Annotated in this window: 23 protein-coding genes; all 23 read left to right on the top strand. The window is 57.3% G+C overall.

Features of this window, described 5'->3' with window-relative positions:
* The first annotated feature begins 108 nt into the window (after nucleotides 1-108).
* Nucleotides 109-1947 (top strand): Rqc2 family fibronectin-binding protein, encoded by a 1839-nt coding sequence (locus tag ACXPUX_RS01520; RefSeq protein ID WP_458829489.1) that lies wholly within the window; start codon nucleotides 109-111, stop codon nucleotides 1945-1947.
* 634 nt (nucleotides 1948-2581) lie between these two features.
* Complete coding sequence (gene rpsJ / locus ACXPUX_RS01515) at nucleotides 2582-2893, top strand: 30S ribosomal protein S10 (RefSeq protein ID WP_005921888.1); 312 nt, start codon at nucleotides 2582-2584, stop codon at nucleotides 2891-2893.
* A gap of 97 nt (nucleotides 2894-2990) precedes the next feature.
* Nucleotides 2991-3623 carry a 50S ribosomal protein L3 gene (gene rplC, locus ACXPUX_RS01510; protein WP_005921887.1) on the top strand — a complete coding sequence of 211 codons (633 nt, stop codon included), beginning with the start codon at nucleotides 2991-2993 and terminating at the stop codon, nucleotides 3621-3623.
* A gap of 14 nt (nucleotides 3624-3637) precedes the next feature.
* Complete coding sequence (gene rplD / locus ACXPUX_RS01505) at nucleotides 3638-4261, top strand: 50S ribosomal protein L4 (protein WP_458829486.1); 624 nt, start codon at nucleotides 3638-3640, stop codon at nucleotides 4259-4261.
* Nucleotides 4261-4557 (top strand): 50S ribosomal protein L23, encoded by a 297-nt coding sequence (gene rplW / locus ACXPUX_RS01500; RefSeq protein WP_005921885.1) that lies wholly within the window; start codon nucleotides 4261-4263, stop codon nucleotides 4555-4557. The genes rplD and rplW overlap by 1 nt, the downstream gene beginning before the upstream one ends.
* Nucleotides 4558-4634: 77 nt before the next feature.
* The gene (rplB, locus tag ACXPUX_RS01495; protein WP_458829484.1) at nucleotides 4635-5465 is read left to right on the top strand and encodes a 50S ribosomal protein L2; all 831 of its coding nucleotides are present in this window, start codon (nucleotides 4635-4637) and stop codon (nucleotides 5463-5465) included.
* A gap of 17 nt (nucleotides 5466-5482) precedes the next feature.
* Complete coding sequence (rpsS, locus tag ACXPUX_RS01490; protein WP_005921883.1) at nucleotides 5483-5749, top strand: 30S ribosomal protein S19; 267 nt, start codon at nucleotides 5483-5485, stop codon at nucleotides 5747-5749.
* 18 nt (nucleotides 5750-5767) lie between these two features.
* Entirely contained in the window at nucleotides 5768-6103 is a 336-nt protein-coding gene (gene rplV / locus ACXPUX_RS01485; RefSeq protein ID WP_458829481.1) for a 50S ribosomal protein L22, read from the top strand.
* A gap of 12 nt (nucleotides 6104-6115) precedes the next feature.
* Nucleotides 6116-6820 carry a 30S ribosomal protein S3 gene (gene rpsC / locus ACXPUX_RS01480; protein ID WP_005921881.1) on the top strand — a complete coding sequence of 235 codons (705 nt, stop codon included), beginning with the start codon at nucleotides 6116-6118 and terminating at the stop codon, nucleotides 6818-6820.
* Nucleotides 6820-7260, top strand: a complete 441-nt coding sequence (gene rplP, locus ACXPUX_RS01475; protein WP_005921880.1) for a 50S ribosomal protein L16 — start codon at nucleotides 6820-6822, stop codon at nucleotides 7258-7260. The genes rpsC and rplP overlap by 1 nt, the downstream gene beginning before the upstream one ends.
* Nucleotides 7250-7435, top strand: a complete 186-nt coding sequence (gene rpmC / locus ACXPUX_RS01470; protein WP_005921879.1) for a 50S ribosomal protein L29 — start codon at nucleotides 7250-7252, stop codon at nucleotides 7433-7435. The genes rplP and rpmC overlap by 11 nt, the downstream gene beginning before the upstream one ends.
* A gap of 12 nt (nucleotides 7436-7447) precedes the next feature.
* The gene (gene rpsQ / locus ACXPUX_RS01465) at nucleotides 7448-7705 is read left to right on the top strand and encodes a 30S ribosomal protein S17 (protein WP_005921877.1); all 258 of its coding nucleotides are present in this window, start codon (nucleotides 7448-7450) and stop codon (nucleotides 7703-7705) included.
* A 43-nt stretch (nucleotides 7706-7748) separates the two neighbouring features.
* A complete protein-coding gene (rplN, locus tag ACXPUX_RS01460; RefSeq protein WP_005921875.1) occupies nucleotides 7749-8117 on the top strand; it encodes a 50S ribosomal protein L14 in 369 nt (122 codons plus the stop codon).
* A 13-nt stretch (nucleotides 8118-8130) separates the two neighbouring features.
* Nucleotides 8131-8445, top strand: coding sequence for a 50S ribosomal protein L24 (gene rplX, locus ACXPUX_RS01455; protein ID WP_015537247.1), 315 nt, complete (start codon nucleotides 8131-8133; stop codon nucleotides 8443-8445).
* Nucleotides 8446-8462: 17 nt separating this feature from the next.
* The gene (gene rplE / locus ACXPUX_RS01450) at nucleotides 8463-9008 is read left to right on the top strand and encodes a 50S ribosomal protein L5 (RefSeq protein ID WP_112090933.1); all 546 of its coding nucleotides are present in this window, start codon (nucleotides 8463-8465) and stop codon (nucleotides 9006-9008) included.
* A gap of 17 nt (nucleotides 9009-9025) precedes the next feature.
* Nucleotides 9026-9211, top strand: a complete 186-nt coding sequence (locus ACXPUX_RS01445) for a type Z 30S ribosomal protein S14 (RefSeq protein ID WP_005921866.1) — start codon at nucleotides 9026-9028, stop codon at nucleotides 9209-9211.
* Nucleotides 9212-9323: 112 nt separating this feature from the next.
* On the top strand, nucleotides 9324-9722 hold the full coding sequence (rpsH, locus tag ACXPUX_RS01440; protein ID WP_005921861.1) for a 30S ribosomal protein S8: 399 nt from the start codon (nucleotides 9324-9326) through the stop codon (nucleotides 9720-9722).
* A 17-nt stretch (nucleotides 9723-9739) separates the two neighbouring features.
* On the top strand, nucleotides 9740-10291 hold the full coding sequence (gene rplF, locus ACXPUX_RS01435) for a 50S ribosomal protein L6 (protein ID WP_212791861.1): 552 nt from the start codon (nucleotides 9740-9742) through the stop codon (nucleotides 10289-10291).
* Nucleotides 10292-10309: 18 nt separating this feature from the next.
* The gene (rplR, locus tag ACXPUX_RS01430; RefSeq protein ID WP_005921856.1) at nucleotides 10310-10669 is read left to right on the top strand and encodes a 50S ribosomal protein L18; all 360 of its coding nucleotides are present in this window, start codon (nucleotides 10310-10312) and stop codon (nucleotides 10667-10669) included.
* 19 nt (nucleotides 10670-10688) lie between these two features.
* A complete protein-coding gene (rpsE, locus tag ACXPUX_RS01425; RefSeq protein WP_458829475.1) occupies nucleotides 10689-11189 on the top strand; it encodes a 30S ribosomal protein S5 in 501 nt (166 codons plus the stop codon).
* A 14-nt stretch (nucleotides 11190-11203) separates the two neighbouring features.
* On the top strand, nucleotides 11204-11389 hold the full coding sequence (rpmD, locus tag ACXPUX_RS01420; RefSeq protein WP_458829473.1) for a 50S ribosomal protein L30: 186 nt from the start codon (nucleotides 11204-11206) through the stop codon (nucleotides 11387-11389).
* Nucleotides 11390-11409: 20 nt separating this feature from the next.
* Nucleotides 11410-11850, top strand: a complete 441-nt coding sequence (gene rplO / locus ACXPUX_RS01415) for a 50S ribosomal protein L15 (protein ID WP_097779113.1) — start codon at nucleotides 11410-11412, stop codon at nucleotides 11848-11850.
* A 1-nt stretch (nucleotide 11851) separates the two neighbouring features.
* A complete protein-coding gene (gene secY / locus ACXPUX_RS01410) occupies nucleotides 11852-13147 on the top strand; it encodes a preprotein translocase subunit SecY (RefSeq protein WP_117553729.1) in 1296 nt (431 codons plus the stop codon).
* The last annotated feature ends 43 nt before the right edge of the window (nucleotides 13148-13190 follow it).

Genomic DNA, 13190 nt, shown 5'->3' with positions numbered 1-13190 from the left:
CTGCGCAATGCCACCTCCCCCGAAAGGGGGAGGTCTTTCAGCATAAATCGAAAAACTGGCAACGCCGCAGGCGACCGAGAGGGTTATAGATAAAACGAGGTAAACACTATGGCACTGGATGCCGCGACACTGGCGCTGACGGCTGCGGAGCTGAAAGCCACCCTGACCGATGCCAAGATCGCAAAAATTTTTGAACCTACCCGGGATGAGCTGGTCATCACCCTGCGCACCCGCACCGATACCTACGCGCTGCTGCTGTCTGCCCGCAGCGGCTCTGCCCGGGTGTGCCTGACCGAGGAAACCTTTGAAAACCCCGAAACGCCGCCCTCCTTCTGTATGCTCATGCGCAAGCACCTGACCGGCGGCAGACTGCTGGACGTGCACATGGAGCCGGGCGACCGCATCGTCTACTTTGATTTTCAGTGCACCAACGAGATGGGCGACCTTGTGCGCAACACCCTGTGCGCTGAGCTGATGGGGCGCTACTCCAACCTTGTGCTGGTACAGAGCGGCAAAATTATCGACGCCCTCAAGCGGGTGGATTTTGAGGACAGCGATGTCCGGCAGCTGCTGCCGGGCTTGCCCTATACTACGCCCCCCAAGCCTGCCCGCCCGGATTTTTTGCTGGTGAGCAGTGCATCCATTGTGGCAGCGGCCTGTCAGCGGGAGCTGCCGGTGGCAGATGCGTTGAACAAGACGGTGGCCGGCGTAGGGCCGGTGGTCTGCCGCGAAGCCGCATGGCGCGCCTTTGACGGGGAACATCTGCCCGCCAACGAGCTGACCGATGCCCAGAAGCGCAGCCTGATGGCGGCAATCGACGAGCTGAAGGAGCTGCACGCGCAGGGCGGCTGTCCATGCAGCGTCACCGCGCCGGACGGCAAGCCGGTGGAGTATACCTTCTTCCGGCCGCAGCAGTACGGCGAGCAGTACACCATCCGGGAGTGGCCGTCCTTCAACGGGATGCTGGAGGGCTACTATGCCGAAAAAGACCGCGCCGAGCGGCTGCGCACCAAGAGCAAGGAGCTGCACAAGGCGGTGCACAATATGTACGACCGCGCCCTGCGCAAGCAGGCAGCCCGGCAGGAGGAGCTTGCCGCCAGCGGCAAAAGCGAAAAGCTGCGCCTGTACGGTGAGCTGCTGTCCGCAAACCTCTATCTGGCGCAAAAGGGCATGAAGAGCCTGACCGTGCCCAACTGGTACGACGAAGGCAAAGAGGTGACCATCCCGCTGGATCTGCGGTTCAGCCCCAGCCAGAACGCCCAGAACTTCTTTAAGAACTACAAAAAGAAGCAGACTGCCGCCCGGATGCTGGTAGACCTGCTGGCCGAGGGCGAAAAGGAGATCGCCTATCTGGAAACGGTGCTCTACGAGGTGGAAAGCGCCTCCGGTGAAGCTGCCCTGAATGAGATCCGCATGGAGCTGAAAAATCAGGGCTACCTGAAGTACTACAAGCAGCGGGACAAAAAGCAGAAGCCTGCGGACTTCCTGCGCTATACCTCCAGTGACGGCTTTGAGATTTTGGTAGGCCGCAACAACGCCCAGAACGACAAGCTCACCCTGCACACCGCCCGGGGCAAGGATTTATGGTTCCATGTGCAGAAGGCACCCGGCAGCCATGTTGTGGTCATGAGCCATGGCGAGGACATCCCGGACACCACCAAACAGGAAGCGGCGGAGCTGGCGGTCATCCATTCCAGCGCCTACAAGGCGGGCACCGGTGCCAAGGTGGCAGTGGACACCACTGAGGTGAAGAACATCTGGAAAGCCAACGGCGCCAAGCCCGGCATGGTGCTGTACGAGGTGTACACCACCGTCTACATCACCCCGCGCGAGGGGCTGGAAGAGCAGCTGAAGAAGAATGATTTGAATTTTGGGGTTCTGAAAAGCCTACGGAGTTTGGAGAGGCAAAGCCCTCCATCTGCTAACGCAGACCACTCCGCTGCTTGAAAGCCCCACTGGGGCTTTCATTGCTACGCAACCGCAGCCTTTTCAGAACCCCTTTTTCACGGAAGGGAGTTCCCTATATAATAGGTATACCCCCCGCTTTTCCCGCCCATACTGATGCTGCAAAGGGGCACGGCGGAGTTTTCCACCGGCAAAAAGCGCCGGGATTGTGCATCTTGCACAGAAAATACGGCCATTGACAAAACAGAGAAAATAAAAAAGAAAAATCGTAATTTTCCGCAAAAAACACTTGCCAAATAGACGAAGATGTGATAAAATATCTCTCGGCTGCAAAAGGCTTGTGCGATACAAGTCGTGCAGGCCAGCGATATGCGTTGATGCGGGAGGTTGTCATCCGGCGATAGCTGCGATGGGTTATTTCCGCGGAGTATGTCCGATCTTAGAACCGGGCGAAAAAATTACTGACAGCGATGGAATACGTTCCCTCGGCAGAGAAGTTACTCCTCTGCGAAACGGGCGGAACCAATGTTCGGATTTGATTTGCTAATATGTTTCCGGGAGAACTGCCATGCGGTTCACCGGTTTTTATAGCGCCAAATCGAGGAACACCCGGAACTGTGTAGAGCAATTTATCGGCTCGCCTAGGGCAAAAACAATTTTTCAGGAGGCGTAAGCAATGGCAGTCAAAGAGAAAATCAGAATCCGTCTGCAGAGCTATGATGCTCAGCTGATCGATGCCGCAGCAGAGAAGATCGTGGAGACCGCAAAGCGCACCGGCGCCCGCGTGTCCGGCCCCATCCCCCTGCCCACCGATCGTGAGGTCGTTACCGTTCTGCGCGCTACCCACAAGTACAAGGATAGCCGCGAGCAGTTCGAGAGCCGCACTCATAAGCGTCTGATCGACATTCTGAAGCCGTCCAACAAGACGGTCGAGGCTCTGATGAGCCTCCAGCTCCCCGCTGGCGTGGACATCGAGATCAAGCTGTAAACCATACACGATCAAATTCGATGCCCTCGTTTCCCGAGGGGTCATGTTGGCAGTGACGTGCGCTGCCAACCAATAACCTTTACAGGAGGAAAAGAAAATGGTTAAAGGCATTATCGGCAAGAAAGTCGGTATGACCCAGCTGTTCGATGAGAGCGGCAAGGTTATCCCCGTCACCGTCATCGAGGCAGGCCCCTGCACCGTCGTGCAGAAGAAGACTGTCGAGAGCGATGGCTATCAGGCTGTTCAGCTGGGCTTCGGCGAGGTTTCCGCCAAGAAGGTCAACAAGGCAGCTGCAGGTCACTTCAAGAAGGCAAACGTTGCCCCCAAGAAGACCCTGCGTGAGTTCCGTCTGGACGACGTTTCCGCAATGAACGTTGGCGACATCCTGAAGGCTGACGTCTTTGCAGCAGGCGACAAGGTTGACGTTGCAGGCGTTTCCAAGGGCAAGGGCTACCAGGGCGTTATCAAGCGCTTTGGCCAGCACCGTCTGCGTGAGAGCCACGGCACTGGCCCGGTGGCACGTCATGCAGGTTCTATGGGCGCTATTTCCAACCCCTCTCGCGTGTTCCCCGGCAAGCGCCTGCCCGGCCACATGGGCTGCGTGCGCGTTACCGTGCAGAACCTGACCGTTGTCAAGGTTGACACCGAGAACAATCTGATCGCTGTCAAGGGTGCGGTCCCCGGTTCCAAGGGCACCATCATCACCCTGGCCAACAGCGTCAAGGCGTAAGGAGGAAAGCTACAATGGCAAAGTTTAATGTAGTCGATATGAACGGTCAGCACGTTAGCGAGATCGAGCTTTCCGACGCCGTGTTCGGTATCACCCCGAATGAGAAGGCTGTCCACATTGCTGTGGTGAACTTCCTGGCCAACCAGCGTCAGGGCACCCAGAACACCAAGATCCGCATGGAAGTTTCCGGCGGCGGCAAGAAGCCTTGGCGTCAGAAGGGCACCGGCCACGCTCGTCAGGGCTCCATCCGTGCTCCGCAGTGGACCCACGGCGGCGTTGCTCTGGGCGCCAAGCCCCGCAGCTACAACTACCACATCAACAACAAGGTCAAGCGTCTGGCTCTGCTGAGCGTGCTGTCCGACAAGGCTGCCAATGGCAACATGGTCGTCGTTGACAAGTTCGCTTGCGACGAGTACAAGACCAAGGCTGTGGTCGCTATGCTGAACGCTGTGGGCGCCGGCAAGAAGAACCTGCTGGTCAACGAGACTGTCGATGCAAAGTTCGTCAAGAGCGCTGGCAACATCGCCGGTGTCAAGACCACTTTCGCAGGCAGCGTGAACACCTACGATGTGCTGAACGCCGACAAGCTGATCATCAGCGTCGACGCAGCTAAGAAGCTCGAGGAGGTGCTTGGCTAATGAAAACCGCACATGATATCGTCCTGAAGCCGGTCATTACCGAGAACTCCATGGCTGGCATCGCTGACAAGAAGTACACCTTCAAGGTCGCTACCGATGCTACCAAGGTCGAGATCGCTCAGGCAGTTGAAGTTCTGTTCCCCGGCGTCAAGGTCGCTAAGGTGAACACCGTTTCCGTCCGCGGCCGCTTCCGCCGTCAGGGTATGCACGCCGGTTACACCGCTGCATCCAAGAAGGCGATCGTGACCCTGACTAAGGACTCCAAGGAGATCGAGTTCTTCAACAGCATGGTCTGATAGAACCCGCCGAGGGTTCCTCTATGGGGATATGACCCCGATAATAATTCATAAGATAAACAAAGGAGAATAGCACAATGGCTATCAAAAAGTATGGCCCCACTACTCCGGGCCGCCGCGGCATGACCGTCACGGATTACAGCGTCCTGAGCAAGGTCGCTCCTGAGCGCAGCCTGCTGGAGCCCATGAAGAAGCACAGCGGCCGCAACAACACCGGTCGTATCACCGTCCGCCATCAGGGCGGCGGCAACCGCACCAAGTATCGCGTCATCGACTTCAAGCGTCAGAAGACCGATATCCCCGCTACCGTCAAGACTCTCGAGTACGATCCGAACCGCAGCGCATTCATCGCTCTGGTCGAGTACACCGACGGCGTCAAGAGCTACATCATTGCTCCCGATGGCCTGAAGGTGGGCGACGTGGTCGTCAGCAGCAAGTCTGCCGATATCAAGCCCGGCAACTGCCTGCCCTTCGAGAACATCCCCGTCGGTACCATCATCCACAACATCGAGCTGTATCCCGGCCGCGGCGCTCAGCTGGTTCGTTCCGCTGGCAACATGGCTCAGCTGATGGCTAAGGAGAATGGCTACGCTCTGGTTCGTCTGCCCTCCGGTGAGATGCGCAACGTGCCCATGAACTGCACCGCAGTCATCGGTCAGGTTTCCAACATCGACCACGAGAACGTCAACCTGGGCAAGGCAGGCCGCAAGCGCCACATGGGCGTGCGTCCCGGCAGCCGTGGTACCGTTATGAACCCCTGCGACCATCCCCACGGTGGTGGCGAGGGCCGCGCACCTGTTGGTCACTCCGGTCCTATGACTCCCTGGGGCAAGCCCGCTCTGGGTCTCAAGACTCGCAAGCATCATAAGCGCTCCGATAAGCTGATCGTGAAGCGTGCAGGTAAGTAAGAGAGGAGTTTAAGACAATGGGTAGAAGCATTAAAAAAGGACCTTTCGTCCAGGCTGCTCTTATGAAGCACGTTGAAGCGATGAACGCTTCCGGCAAGAAGCAGGTCATCAAGACCTGGAGCCGCGCCTCCACGATCTTCCCCGAATTCGTTGGTCACACCTTTGCCGTCCACGACGGCCGCAAGCATGTGCCTGTGTATGTGACTGAGGACATGGTTGGCCACAAGCTGGGTGAGTTCGTTCCCACCCGTACCTTCAAGGGCCACACTGGTAATTCTAAGTAATAGAGGGAGGAACACAACATGGAAGCTCGGGCAATTCTTCGTTATGCCCGCATTAGTCCTCGTAAGGTGTCTATCGTTATGGACCTGATCCGTAACAAGCCCCTGGACGAAGCGCTGGCAATCCTGCAGTACACCCCGAAGGCCGCTTGTGAGCCCCTTCTGAAGCTGGTGAAGTCTGCAGCCGCAAATGCGGAAAACAACTTCAATATGGACAAGAACAACCTCTACGTCGCCGAGTGCTACGTCTGCCCCGGCCCGACGCTGAAGCGCATGATGCCTCGTGACCATGGTCGCAGCTACCGCATCCTGAAGCGCACCAGCCACATGACCGTTGTTCTGAAAGAGAAAGAGTAAGGAGGGAAAACAATGGGCCAGAAAGTAAATCCGCACGGCATTCGTGTCGGCGTTATTAAAGACTGGGACAGCCGCTGGTTTGCCTCCAAGAAGGATTTCAGCGATAACCTCGTCGAGGATCACAAGATCCGCACTGAGCTGAAGGCTCAGCTGAAGGACGCTGGCGTCCCCAAGATCGAGATCGAGCGCACTGTGGATCCTTCCACTTCCGCTCCTCGCGTTAATGTTAACATCTACTGCGCTAAGCCCGGTATGGTCATCGGCAAGGGCGGCGAAGAGCGCATCGCCCTGCAGAACAAGCTGACCAAGGAGTATGGCAAGACCGTTATCGTCAATGTCATCGAGGTGAAGAGCCCCTCCACCAACGCACAGCTGGTTGCTGAGGACATCGCTCGTCAGCTGGAGAACCGCGTCACCTTCCGTCGTGCTATGAAGCAGTGCATGCGCAATGCCATGAGCCCCCGCGATCGCGCAACCGTTCCCGCAAAGGGCATCAAGGCAATGTGCTCCGGCCGTCTGGGCGGCGCTGATATCGCCCGCACCGAGAGCTACCACGAGGGCACCATCCCCCTGCAGACCCTGCGCGCCGACATCGACTACGGCTTTGCAGAGGCTGCTACCACCTACGGCCGCATCGGCGTTAAGGTGTGGATCTACAAGGGCGAGGTCCTCAAGAGCGCAAAGACCGCTCCTAAGAAGGAAGGAGGCAACAAGTAATGTTACTGCCTAAGCGTGTTAAGTACCGCCGCGTTCAGCGCGGCCGCATGACCGGCAAGGCTACCCGCGGCAACGTGGTGTGCCAGGGTCAGTATGGCCTTGTTGCTCTGGAGCCGGCATGGATCTCCTCCAAGCAGATCGAGGCTGCCCGTGTTGCCATGACTCGTTACATCAAGCGTGGCGGCAAGGTTTGGATCAAGATCTTCCCCGATAAGCCCGTGACTGAAAAGCCCGCTGAGACCCGCATGGGCTCCGGTAAGGGCTCTCCCGAATACTGGGTTGCAGTCGTGAAGCCCGGCCGCGTGATGTTCGAGCTGGCAGATGTCGATGAGGCAACTGCTCGCGAGGCTCTGCGTCTGGCTATGCACAAGCTGCCCATCAAGTGCAAATTTGTTGTCCGTGAGGACTCCGTGAAGGAGGATGGCACCAATGAAGGCTAATGAACTCCGCGAAATGCAGACCGCAGAGCTGACCAGCAAGCTGGCAGATCTGAAGGCTGAGCTGTTTAACCTGCGCTTCCAGCATGCCATCAACCAGCTGGAGAACCCCGGCCGCATCGAAGCAGTCAAGAAGGACATCGCCCGCGTGATGACCGTTCTGGCTGAGAAGCAGTAAGGAGGTTAAACGATGGAAGAACGTAATCTGAGAAAGACCCGCGTCGGCGTTGTCGTGTCCGACAAGATGGATAAGACCATCGTGGTTGCCGTTAAGGATAGCGTGCAGCACCCCCTGTACAAGAAGATCCTGAAGCGTACCGTGAAGTTCAAGGCTCGTGACGAGCAGAACGAGTGCGGTATCGGTGACCGTGTTGAGATCATGGAGTGCCGCCCCCTGAGCAAGGATGTGCGCTGGCGCCTGGTCCGTATCGTTGAGAAGGCAAAGTAATCTTTGCCCGCTGCTTTGAACAGTTTGAAAGGAGATATCTGATATGGTTCAGATGCAAACTTATCTCAAAGTTGCCGACAACACCGGTGCCAAGGAGCTGATGTGCTTCCGTGTGCTGGGCGGCACCCGCAAGAGATACGCAAACATTGGTGACGTCGTGGTCTGCTCTGTCAAGAAGGCAGCCCCCGGCGGCTCCGTTAAGAAGGGCGACGTCGTCAAGGCTGTCATCGTGCGCAGCAAGCATGGCGTGCGCCGCGACGACGGTTCCTACATCCGTTTTGATGAGAACGCCGCCGTTATCGTTATGGCCGACAAGAACCCCAAGGGTACCCGTATCTTTGGACCTGTTGCTCGCGAGCTGCGTGATGCCGGCTACACCAAGATCCTGAGCCTGGCTCCGGAATCGCTGTAAGGAGGTTTTAAAAATGAATAATCTTCATGTTAAAACCGGCGACAACGTGATGATCATCAGCGGCAAGGACAAGGGCCACACTGGTAAGGTCCTGCAGGTCAGCCCCGCTGAAGGCAAGGTCATCGTTGAAGGCCAGAACATGGTTACCAAGCACGTCAAGCCCCGCCGTCAGGGCGAGCAGGGCGGCATCGTTAAGGCCGAGGGCGCTATCTACGCTTCCAAGGTCATGCCCGTCTGCCCCAAGTGCGGCAAGGCCGTGCGCGTGGGCCACGTTGAGAAGGACGGCAAGATGGTTCGCGTCTGCAAGAAGTGCGGCGCTGAGCTGTAAGAAAGGAGTAAGGAACAATGGCTCGTTTGAAAGAACAGTATGTCAATGAAATTGCTCCTGCTCTGAACTCCAAGTTCGGTTACAAGAGCGTTATGCAGATCCCCAAGCTGGACAAGGTCGTCATCAACGTTGCCTGCGGCGAAGCCAAGGAAAACGAGAAGATCCTGGAAGCAGTTATGAAGGATCTGGGCCAGATCACCGGCCAGAAGGCAGTCGTCTGCCGTGCCAAGAAGAGCGTTGCTAACTTCAAGCTGCGTCAGGGCACTCCCATCGGCTGCAAGGTCACCCTGCGTGGTGAGCGTATGTACGAGTTCGTGGATCGCTTCTTCAACGTGGCTCTGCCCCGTGTGCGCGACTTCCGCGGCATCAACGGCAACGGCTTTGACGGCCGCGGCAACTTTGCCTGCGGCATCAAGGAGCAGATCATCTTCCCCGAGATCGACTTCGAGAAGGTCGATGCTGTCCGCGGCATGGATGTCTGCTTCGTCACCACCGCAAAGACTGACGAGGAGGGCAAGGAGCTGCTGAAGGCTCTGGGCGCTCCGTTCGCAGAGAACAACTAAGGGAGGAGATTTGTAAAATGGCTAAACTGTCTATGAAGCTGAAGCAGTCTCGTCCTGCTAAGTTCTCTACCCGTGCATACACCCGCTGCCGCATCTGCGGCCGTCCCCACTCCGTGCTGCGCAAGTACGGCGTGTGCCGTGTGTGCTTCCGTGAGCTGGCCTACAAGGGCGAGATCCCGGGCGTGAAGAAGGCTTCCTGGTAATTTACCAGAGGGCTGGATAGAATGTCGGATATCCGCCCCGGGGCAAACAACTTGTTTCGGGGCGGTATCATTATAAAACAAATGAGAGCTAATCTAAGGAGGTTAGTGGCAAATGCAGATTACTGATCCTATCGCGGACCTGCTGACTCGCATCCGCAACGCTAGCACTGCCAAACACCCTTCTGTGGAGATCCCCGCTTCCAACATGAAAAAGGCTATCTGCCAGATCCTGGTTGACGAGGGCTACATCAAGGGTATGCAGGTCAAGAACGACACTGTTCAGGGCACCATCGTTGTCACCCTGAAGTATCAGGCAAACGGCGAGCCCGTTATTGCCGGCCTGCGCCGTGTGTCCAAGCCCGGCCTGCGCATCTACACCAACTGCGAGGATATGCCCAAGGTCATGAAGGGCCTGGGCACCGCGATCATTTCCACCTCCAAGGGCATCATGACTGACAAGGCCGCTCGTGCTGAGCACGTCGGCGGCGAAGTCCTGGCCTACGTGTGGTAAGAAAGGGGTAAAAGACAATGTCGAGAATTGGAAGAAAACCCATCGTCATTCCTGCCGGTGTCACTGTCACTGTCGATGAGGCAGCACACACTGTCGCCGTCAAGGGCCCCAAGGGCAGCCTGAATTCCAACTATCATCCCCTGATGACCGTTAAGGTCGAGGGCAATGAGGTTTTGGTTACCCGCCCCAATGACGAACCCAAGGCCCGCAGCCTGCACGGCCTGACCCGTACCAACATCGCCAACATGGTGAACGGTGTTGTGAACGGCTACGAGAAGAAGCTGGAGATCGTTGGCGTTGGTATGCGCTGCCAGAAGCAGGGCTCCAACCTGGTCATGAACCTGGGCTTCTCTCATCAGGTGAACGTTCCCGATACCGAGGACTGCACCATTGTGTGGCAGGATCCCAACCACTTCTCTGTTACCGGTATCGACAAGCAGAAGGTCGGCCAGTATGCTGCAGAGATCCGCGCCAAGAAGCCGCCTGAGCCGTACAAGGGCAAGGGCATCCGCTACGCTGGCGAGGTCGTCAAGCACAAAGAAGGCAAGGCCGGTAAGGGCAAGAAATAAGGTAAGGAGTGAAAGACAATGGTTAAGCAGATCGACAAGAACGAAGCTCGTCTTCGTCGTCATCGCCGCGTTCGCAACAAGATCAGCGGCACCGCAGCACGTCCTCGCCTGGATGTTTTCCGCTCCGCCAAGCACATCTACGCTCAGATCATCGATGATGAGCAGGGCGTTACTCTGGTGTCGGCGTCCACTATGGACAAGGACTTCAACGGCAACGGCGGCAACGTCGAGGCCGCTGCTGAGATCGGCAAGAAGGTTGCAGCAAAGGCTCTGGAAAAGGGCATCACCGAGGTCGTGTTCGACCGTGGTGGCTACGTTTATCATGGCCGTGTTAAGGCCCTGGCTGATGGCGCCCGTGAGGGCGGCCTGAAGCTGTAATGAGAGGAGGAAACACATTATGGCTATGAGAAACCGTGAAGACGACGGCATGATCACCAAGGTTGTGTCTATCAACCGCGTTTCCAAGACTGTCAAGGGCGGCCGCATCATGAAGTTTGCCGCTCTGGTTGTCGTTGGCGACGGCAAGGGCACCATCGGCTACGGCATCGGCAAGTCCGGTGAAGTTCCCGAGGCTATCCGCAAGGGTGAGGCCGCTGCCAAGAAGAACATGCACAAGGTTGCCCTGAAGGGCACCACCATCCCCCACGAGATCGTCGGCAAGTACGGCGCAGGCGCTGTTCTGCTCAAGCCGGCTGCACCCGGTACCGGTATGATCGCCGGCGGCCCCGTGCGTGCCGTCATTGAGGCTGCTGGCATCAAGGACGTTCGTGCGAAGTCTATGCGTTCCAACAACCCCATCAACGTTGTTTCTGCTACCTTCGCAGGTCTGTGCGGCCTGGTCAGCGCCGAGTCTGTCGCTGAGAAGCGCGGCAAGACCGTGAAAGAAATTCTGGGTTAAGGAGGTAACTAACCATGGCAGATAAGATGCTCAAGATCGAGCTGAAGAAGAGCCTGATCGGCCGCGGCGCTAAGCAGATCGCTACCGCTGAGGCTCTGGGCCTGAAGAAGCCGGGCGACGTTACCGTTCAGCCTGACAACGCCGCTACGCAGGGCAAGATCGCAAAGATCAGCTTCCTGCTCAGCGTCACCGAAGCCTAATAGCAGGGGGTATACGCACAATGAAGCTTCATGAATTGCACGCCAGCAAGGGCGCCAATAAGGCTGCAACCCGCAAGGGCCGCGGCATTGGCTCCGGCAATGGCAAGACTGCCGGCTTCGGCAGCAAGGGCCAGAAGGCCCGTTCCGGCGTGAAGCACGCTGGTTTCGAGGGCGGCCAGATGCCTCTGGCACGCCGCCTGCCCAAGGTTGGCTTTAACAACATCTTTGCTACCCAGTACGCCATCGTCAACGTGGCCGATCTGGAGGCTGCTTTCAATGCCGGCGATGTCGTCGATACCGAGGCTCTGAAGGCTAAGGGTCTGGTAAAGAAGACCCTGGACGGCGTTAAGGTTCTGGGCAACGGCGAGCTGACCAAGGCTCTGACCGTGAAGGCCGCAGCCTATTCCGCTTCTGCCAAAGAGAAAATCGAGAAGGCAGGCGGAAAGGCTGAGGTGATGTAAGGTGTTCCAGACATTCCGTAACGCATGGAAGATCCCCGAGCTTAAAAATCGTCTTCTGTTCACGCTGGCGATCCTCGTGGTTTACCGTCTTGGCTGTGCCATCCCCGTGCCGTTCGTTTCCGGCTCTGCACTGACGCAGATGTTTGCAAACGGCGATATGCTCTCGTACCTCAATATGATGAGCGGCGGCGCACTGGCAAGATGCACGCTCTTCGCGTTAGGTGTGACACCCTATATCAACGCCTCTATTATTGTGCAGCTGCTGACTGTGGCCATTCCCGCGCTGGAAAACCTGGCAAAGGAAGCAGACGGCCAGCAGAAGCTGCAGCAGATCAACCGGTACGCCGGTGCCGTGGTCGCACTGATCATGAGCATTGGCTACTACTTCGTGATCCGCAATATGGGCGCACTGAAGTATGTTTCCGGCGCAGCCGGCGTGTTCGCCGCTGTGGTCATCATCGCCACCTTCGTTGCAGGTGCTCAGCTGATCACCTGGGCGGGCGAGCAGATCGATGACAAGGGTATCGGCAACGGTGTTTCCCTTCTGATCTTCGCCTCCATCGTTTCCAACTGGTCCTCGCTGTACACCTCTGTCACGGGTCTGCTGACCCGCGCAGCGGCTGGCGAGCCGCAGTTCTATATCCTGCTGCCCGTTCTGGTGATTCTGGCACTGGTCGCTGTGGTCTTTGTGGTGGTCATGACCAATGCAGAGCGCCGCATCACCATCCAGTACGCCAAGCGTGTGGTGGGTCGGAAGCAGATGGGCGGCCAGAACAGCTACCTGCCCCTGAAGCTGAACATGAGCGGCGTCATGCCCATCATCTTCGCTTCGGCACTGGTGTCCATCCCGGGCACCATCGGCAGCTTTTTGCAGATCGATCAGACCGCTCACCCGGTCTGGTATGCGTTCTTCCATACCTTCAACTACACCTCTTGGCTGTACGTTGTGATCTACCTGCTGCTGATCCTGGCATTCAACTACTTCTATGTGGCCATCCAGTACAACCCTGTTGAGATCGCCAACAATCTGCGCCGCAACAACGGCTCGATCCCCGGCTTCCGTCCCGGCAAGCCGACCAGCGATTTCATCACCCGCACCCTGAACAAGATCACCCTCATCGGTGCCATCTTCCTGGCTGCGGTGGCTGTACTGCCGATCATTCTGGGCAACCTGACCGGTATGAGCATTCAGCTGGGCGGTACCAGCCTGCTGATCGTGGTTGGTGTGGCACTGGATACCACCCGCAGCCTCGATAGCTTTATGACCATGCGCAACCACAAGGGTTTCCTTGGCTGATCTGAAGCAATAAAGATGTAAGAAAGCACTGGAAAGGAGAGCA

Source organism: Faecalibacterium sp. PGM34, from assembly GCF_054456555.1.
This window is presented reverse-complemented; position numbering and strand designations above follow the sequence as displayed.

Bases quoted from the DNA above. Each gene is read 5' to 3' on its own strand.
- rpsH (WP_005921861.1), top strand. From the start codon at position 9,324: ATGCAGATTACTGATCCTATCGCGGACCTGCTGACTCGCATCCGCAAC.
- rpmD (WP_458829473.1), top strand. From the start codon at position 11,204: ATGGCAGATAAGATGCTCAAGATCGAGCTGAAGAAGAGCCTGATCGGC.
- rplF (WP_212791861.1), top strand. From the start codon at position 9,740: ATGTCGAGAATTGGAAGAAAACCCATCGTCATTCCTGCCGGTGTCACT.
- rplR (WP_005921856.1), top strand. From the start codon at position 10,310: ATGGTTAAGCAGATCGACAAGAACGAAGCTCGTCTTCGTCGTCATCGC.
- ACXPUX_RS01445 (WP_005921866.1), top strand. From the start codon at position 9,026: ATGGCTAAACTGTCTATGAAGCTGAAGCAGTCTCGTCCTGCTAAGTTC.
- rplW (WP_005921885.1), top strand. From the start codon at position 4,261: ATGAAAACCGCACATGATATCGTCCTGAAGCCGGTCATTACCGAGAAC.
- rplN (WP_005921875.1), top strand. From the start codon at position 7,749: ATGGTTCAGATGCAAACTTATCTCAAAGTTGCCGACAACACCGGTGCC.
- rpsJ (WP_005921888.1), top strand. From the start codon at position 2,582: ATGGCAGTCAAAGAGAAAATCAGAATCCGTCTGCAGAGCTATGATGCT.
- rplE (WP_112090933.1), top strand. From the start codon at position 8,463: ATGGCTCGTTTGAAAGAACAGTATGTCAATGAAATTGCTCCTGCTCTG.
- rpmC (WP_005921879.1), top strand. From the start codon at position 7,250: ATGAAGGCTAATGAACTCCGCGAAATGCAGACCGCAGAGCTGACCAGC.
- rpsC (WP_005921881.1), top strand. From the start codon at position 6,116: ATGGGCCAGAAAGTAAATCCGCACGGCATTCGTGTCGGCGTTATTAAA.
- rplB (WP_458829484.1), top strand. From the start codon at position 4,635: ATGGCTATCAAAAAGTATGGCCCCACTACTCCGGGCCGCCGCGGCATG.
- rplX (WP_015537247.1), top strand. From the start codon at position 8,131: ATGAATAATCTTCATGTTAAAACCGGCGACAACGTGATGATCATCAGC.
- rpsS (WP_005921883.1), top strand. From the start codon at position 5,483: ATGGGTAGAAGCATTAAAAAAGGACCTTTCGTCCAGGCTGCTCTTATG.
- rplC (WP_005921887.1), top strand. From the start codon at position 2,991: ATGGTTAAAGGCATTATCGGCAAGAAAGTCGGTATGACCCAGCTGTTC.
- rpsQ (WP_005921877.1), top strand. From the start codon at position 7,448: ATGGAAGAACGTAATCTGAGAAAGACCCGCGTCGGCGTTGTCGTGTCC.
- rplD (WP_458829486.1), top strand. From the start codon at position 3,638: ATGGCAAAGTTTAATGTAGTCGATATGAACGGTCAGCACGTTAGCGAG.
- rplP (WP_005921880.1), top strand. From the start codon at position 6,820: ATGTTACTGCCTAAGCGTGTTAAGTACCGCCGCGTTCAGCGCGGCCGC.
- rpsE (WP_458829475.1), top strand. From the start codon at position 10,689: ATGGCTATGAGAAACCGTGAAGACGACGGCATGATCACCAAGGTTGTG.
- ACXPUX_RS01520 (WP_458829489.1), top strand. From the start codon at position 109: ATGGCACTGGATGCCGCGACACTGGCGCTGACGGCTGCGGAGCTGAAA.
- rplO (WP_097779113.1), top strand. From the start codon at position 11,410: ATGAAGCTTCATGAATTGCACGCCAGCAAGGGCGCCAATAAGGCTGCA.
- rplV (WP_458829481.1), top strand. From the start codon at position 5,768: ATGGAAGCTCGGGCAATTCTTCGTTATGCCCGCATTAGTCCTCGTAAG.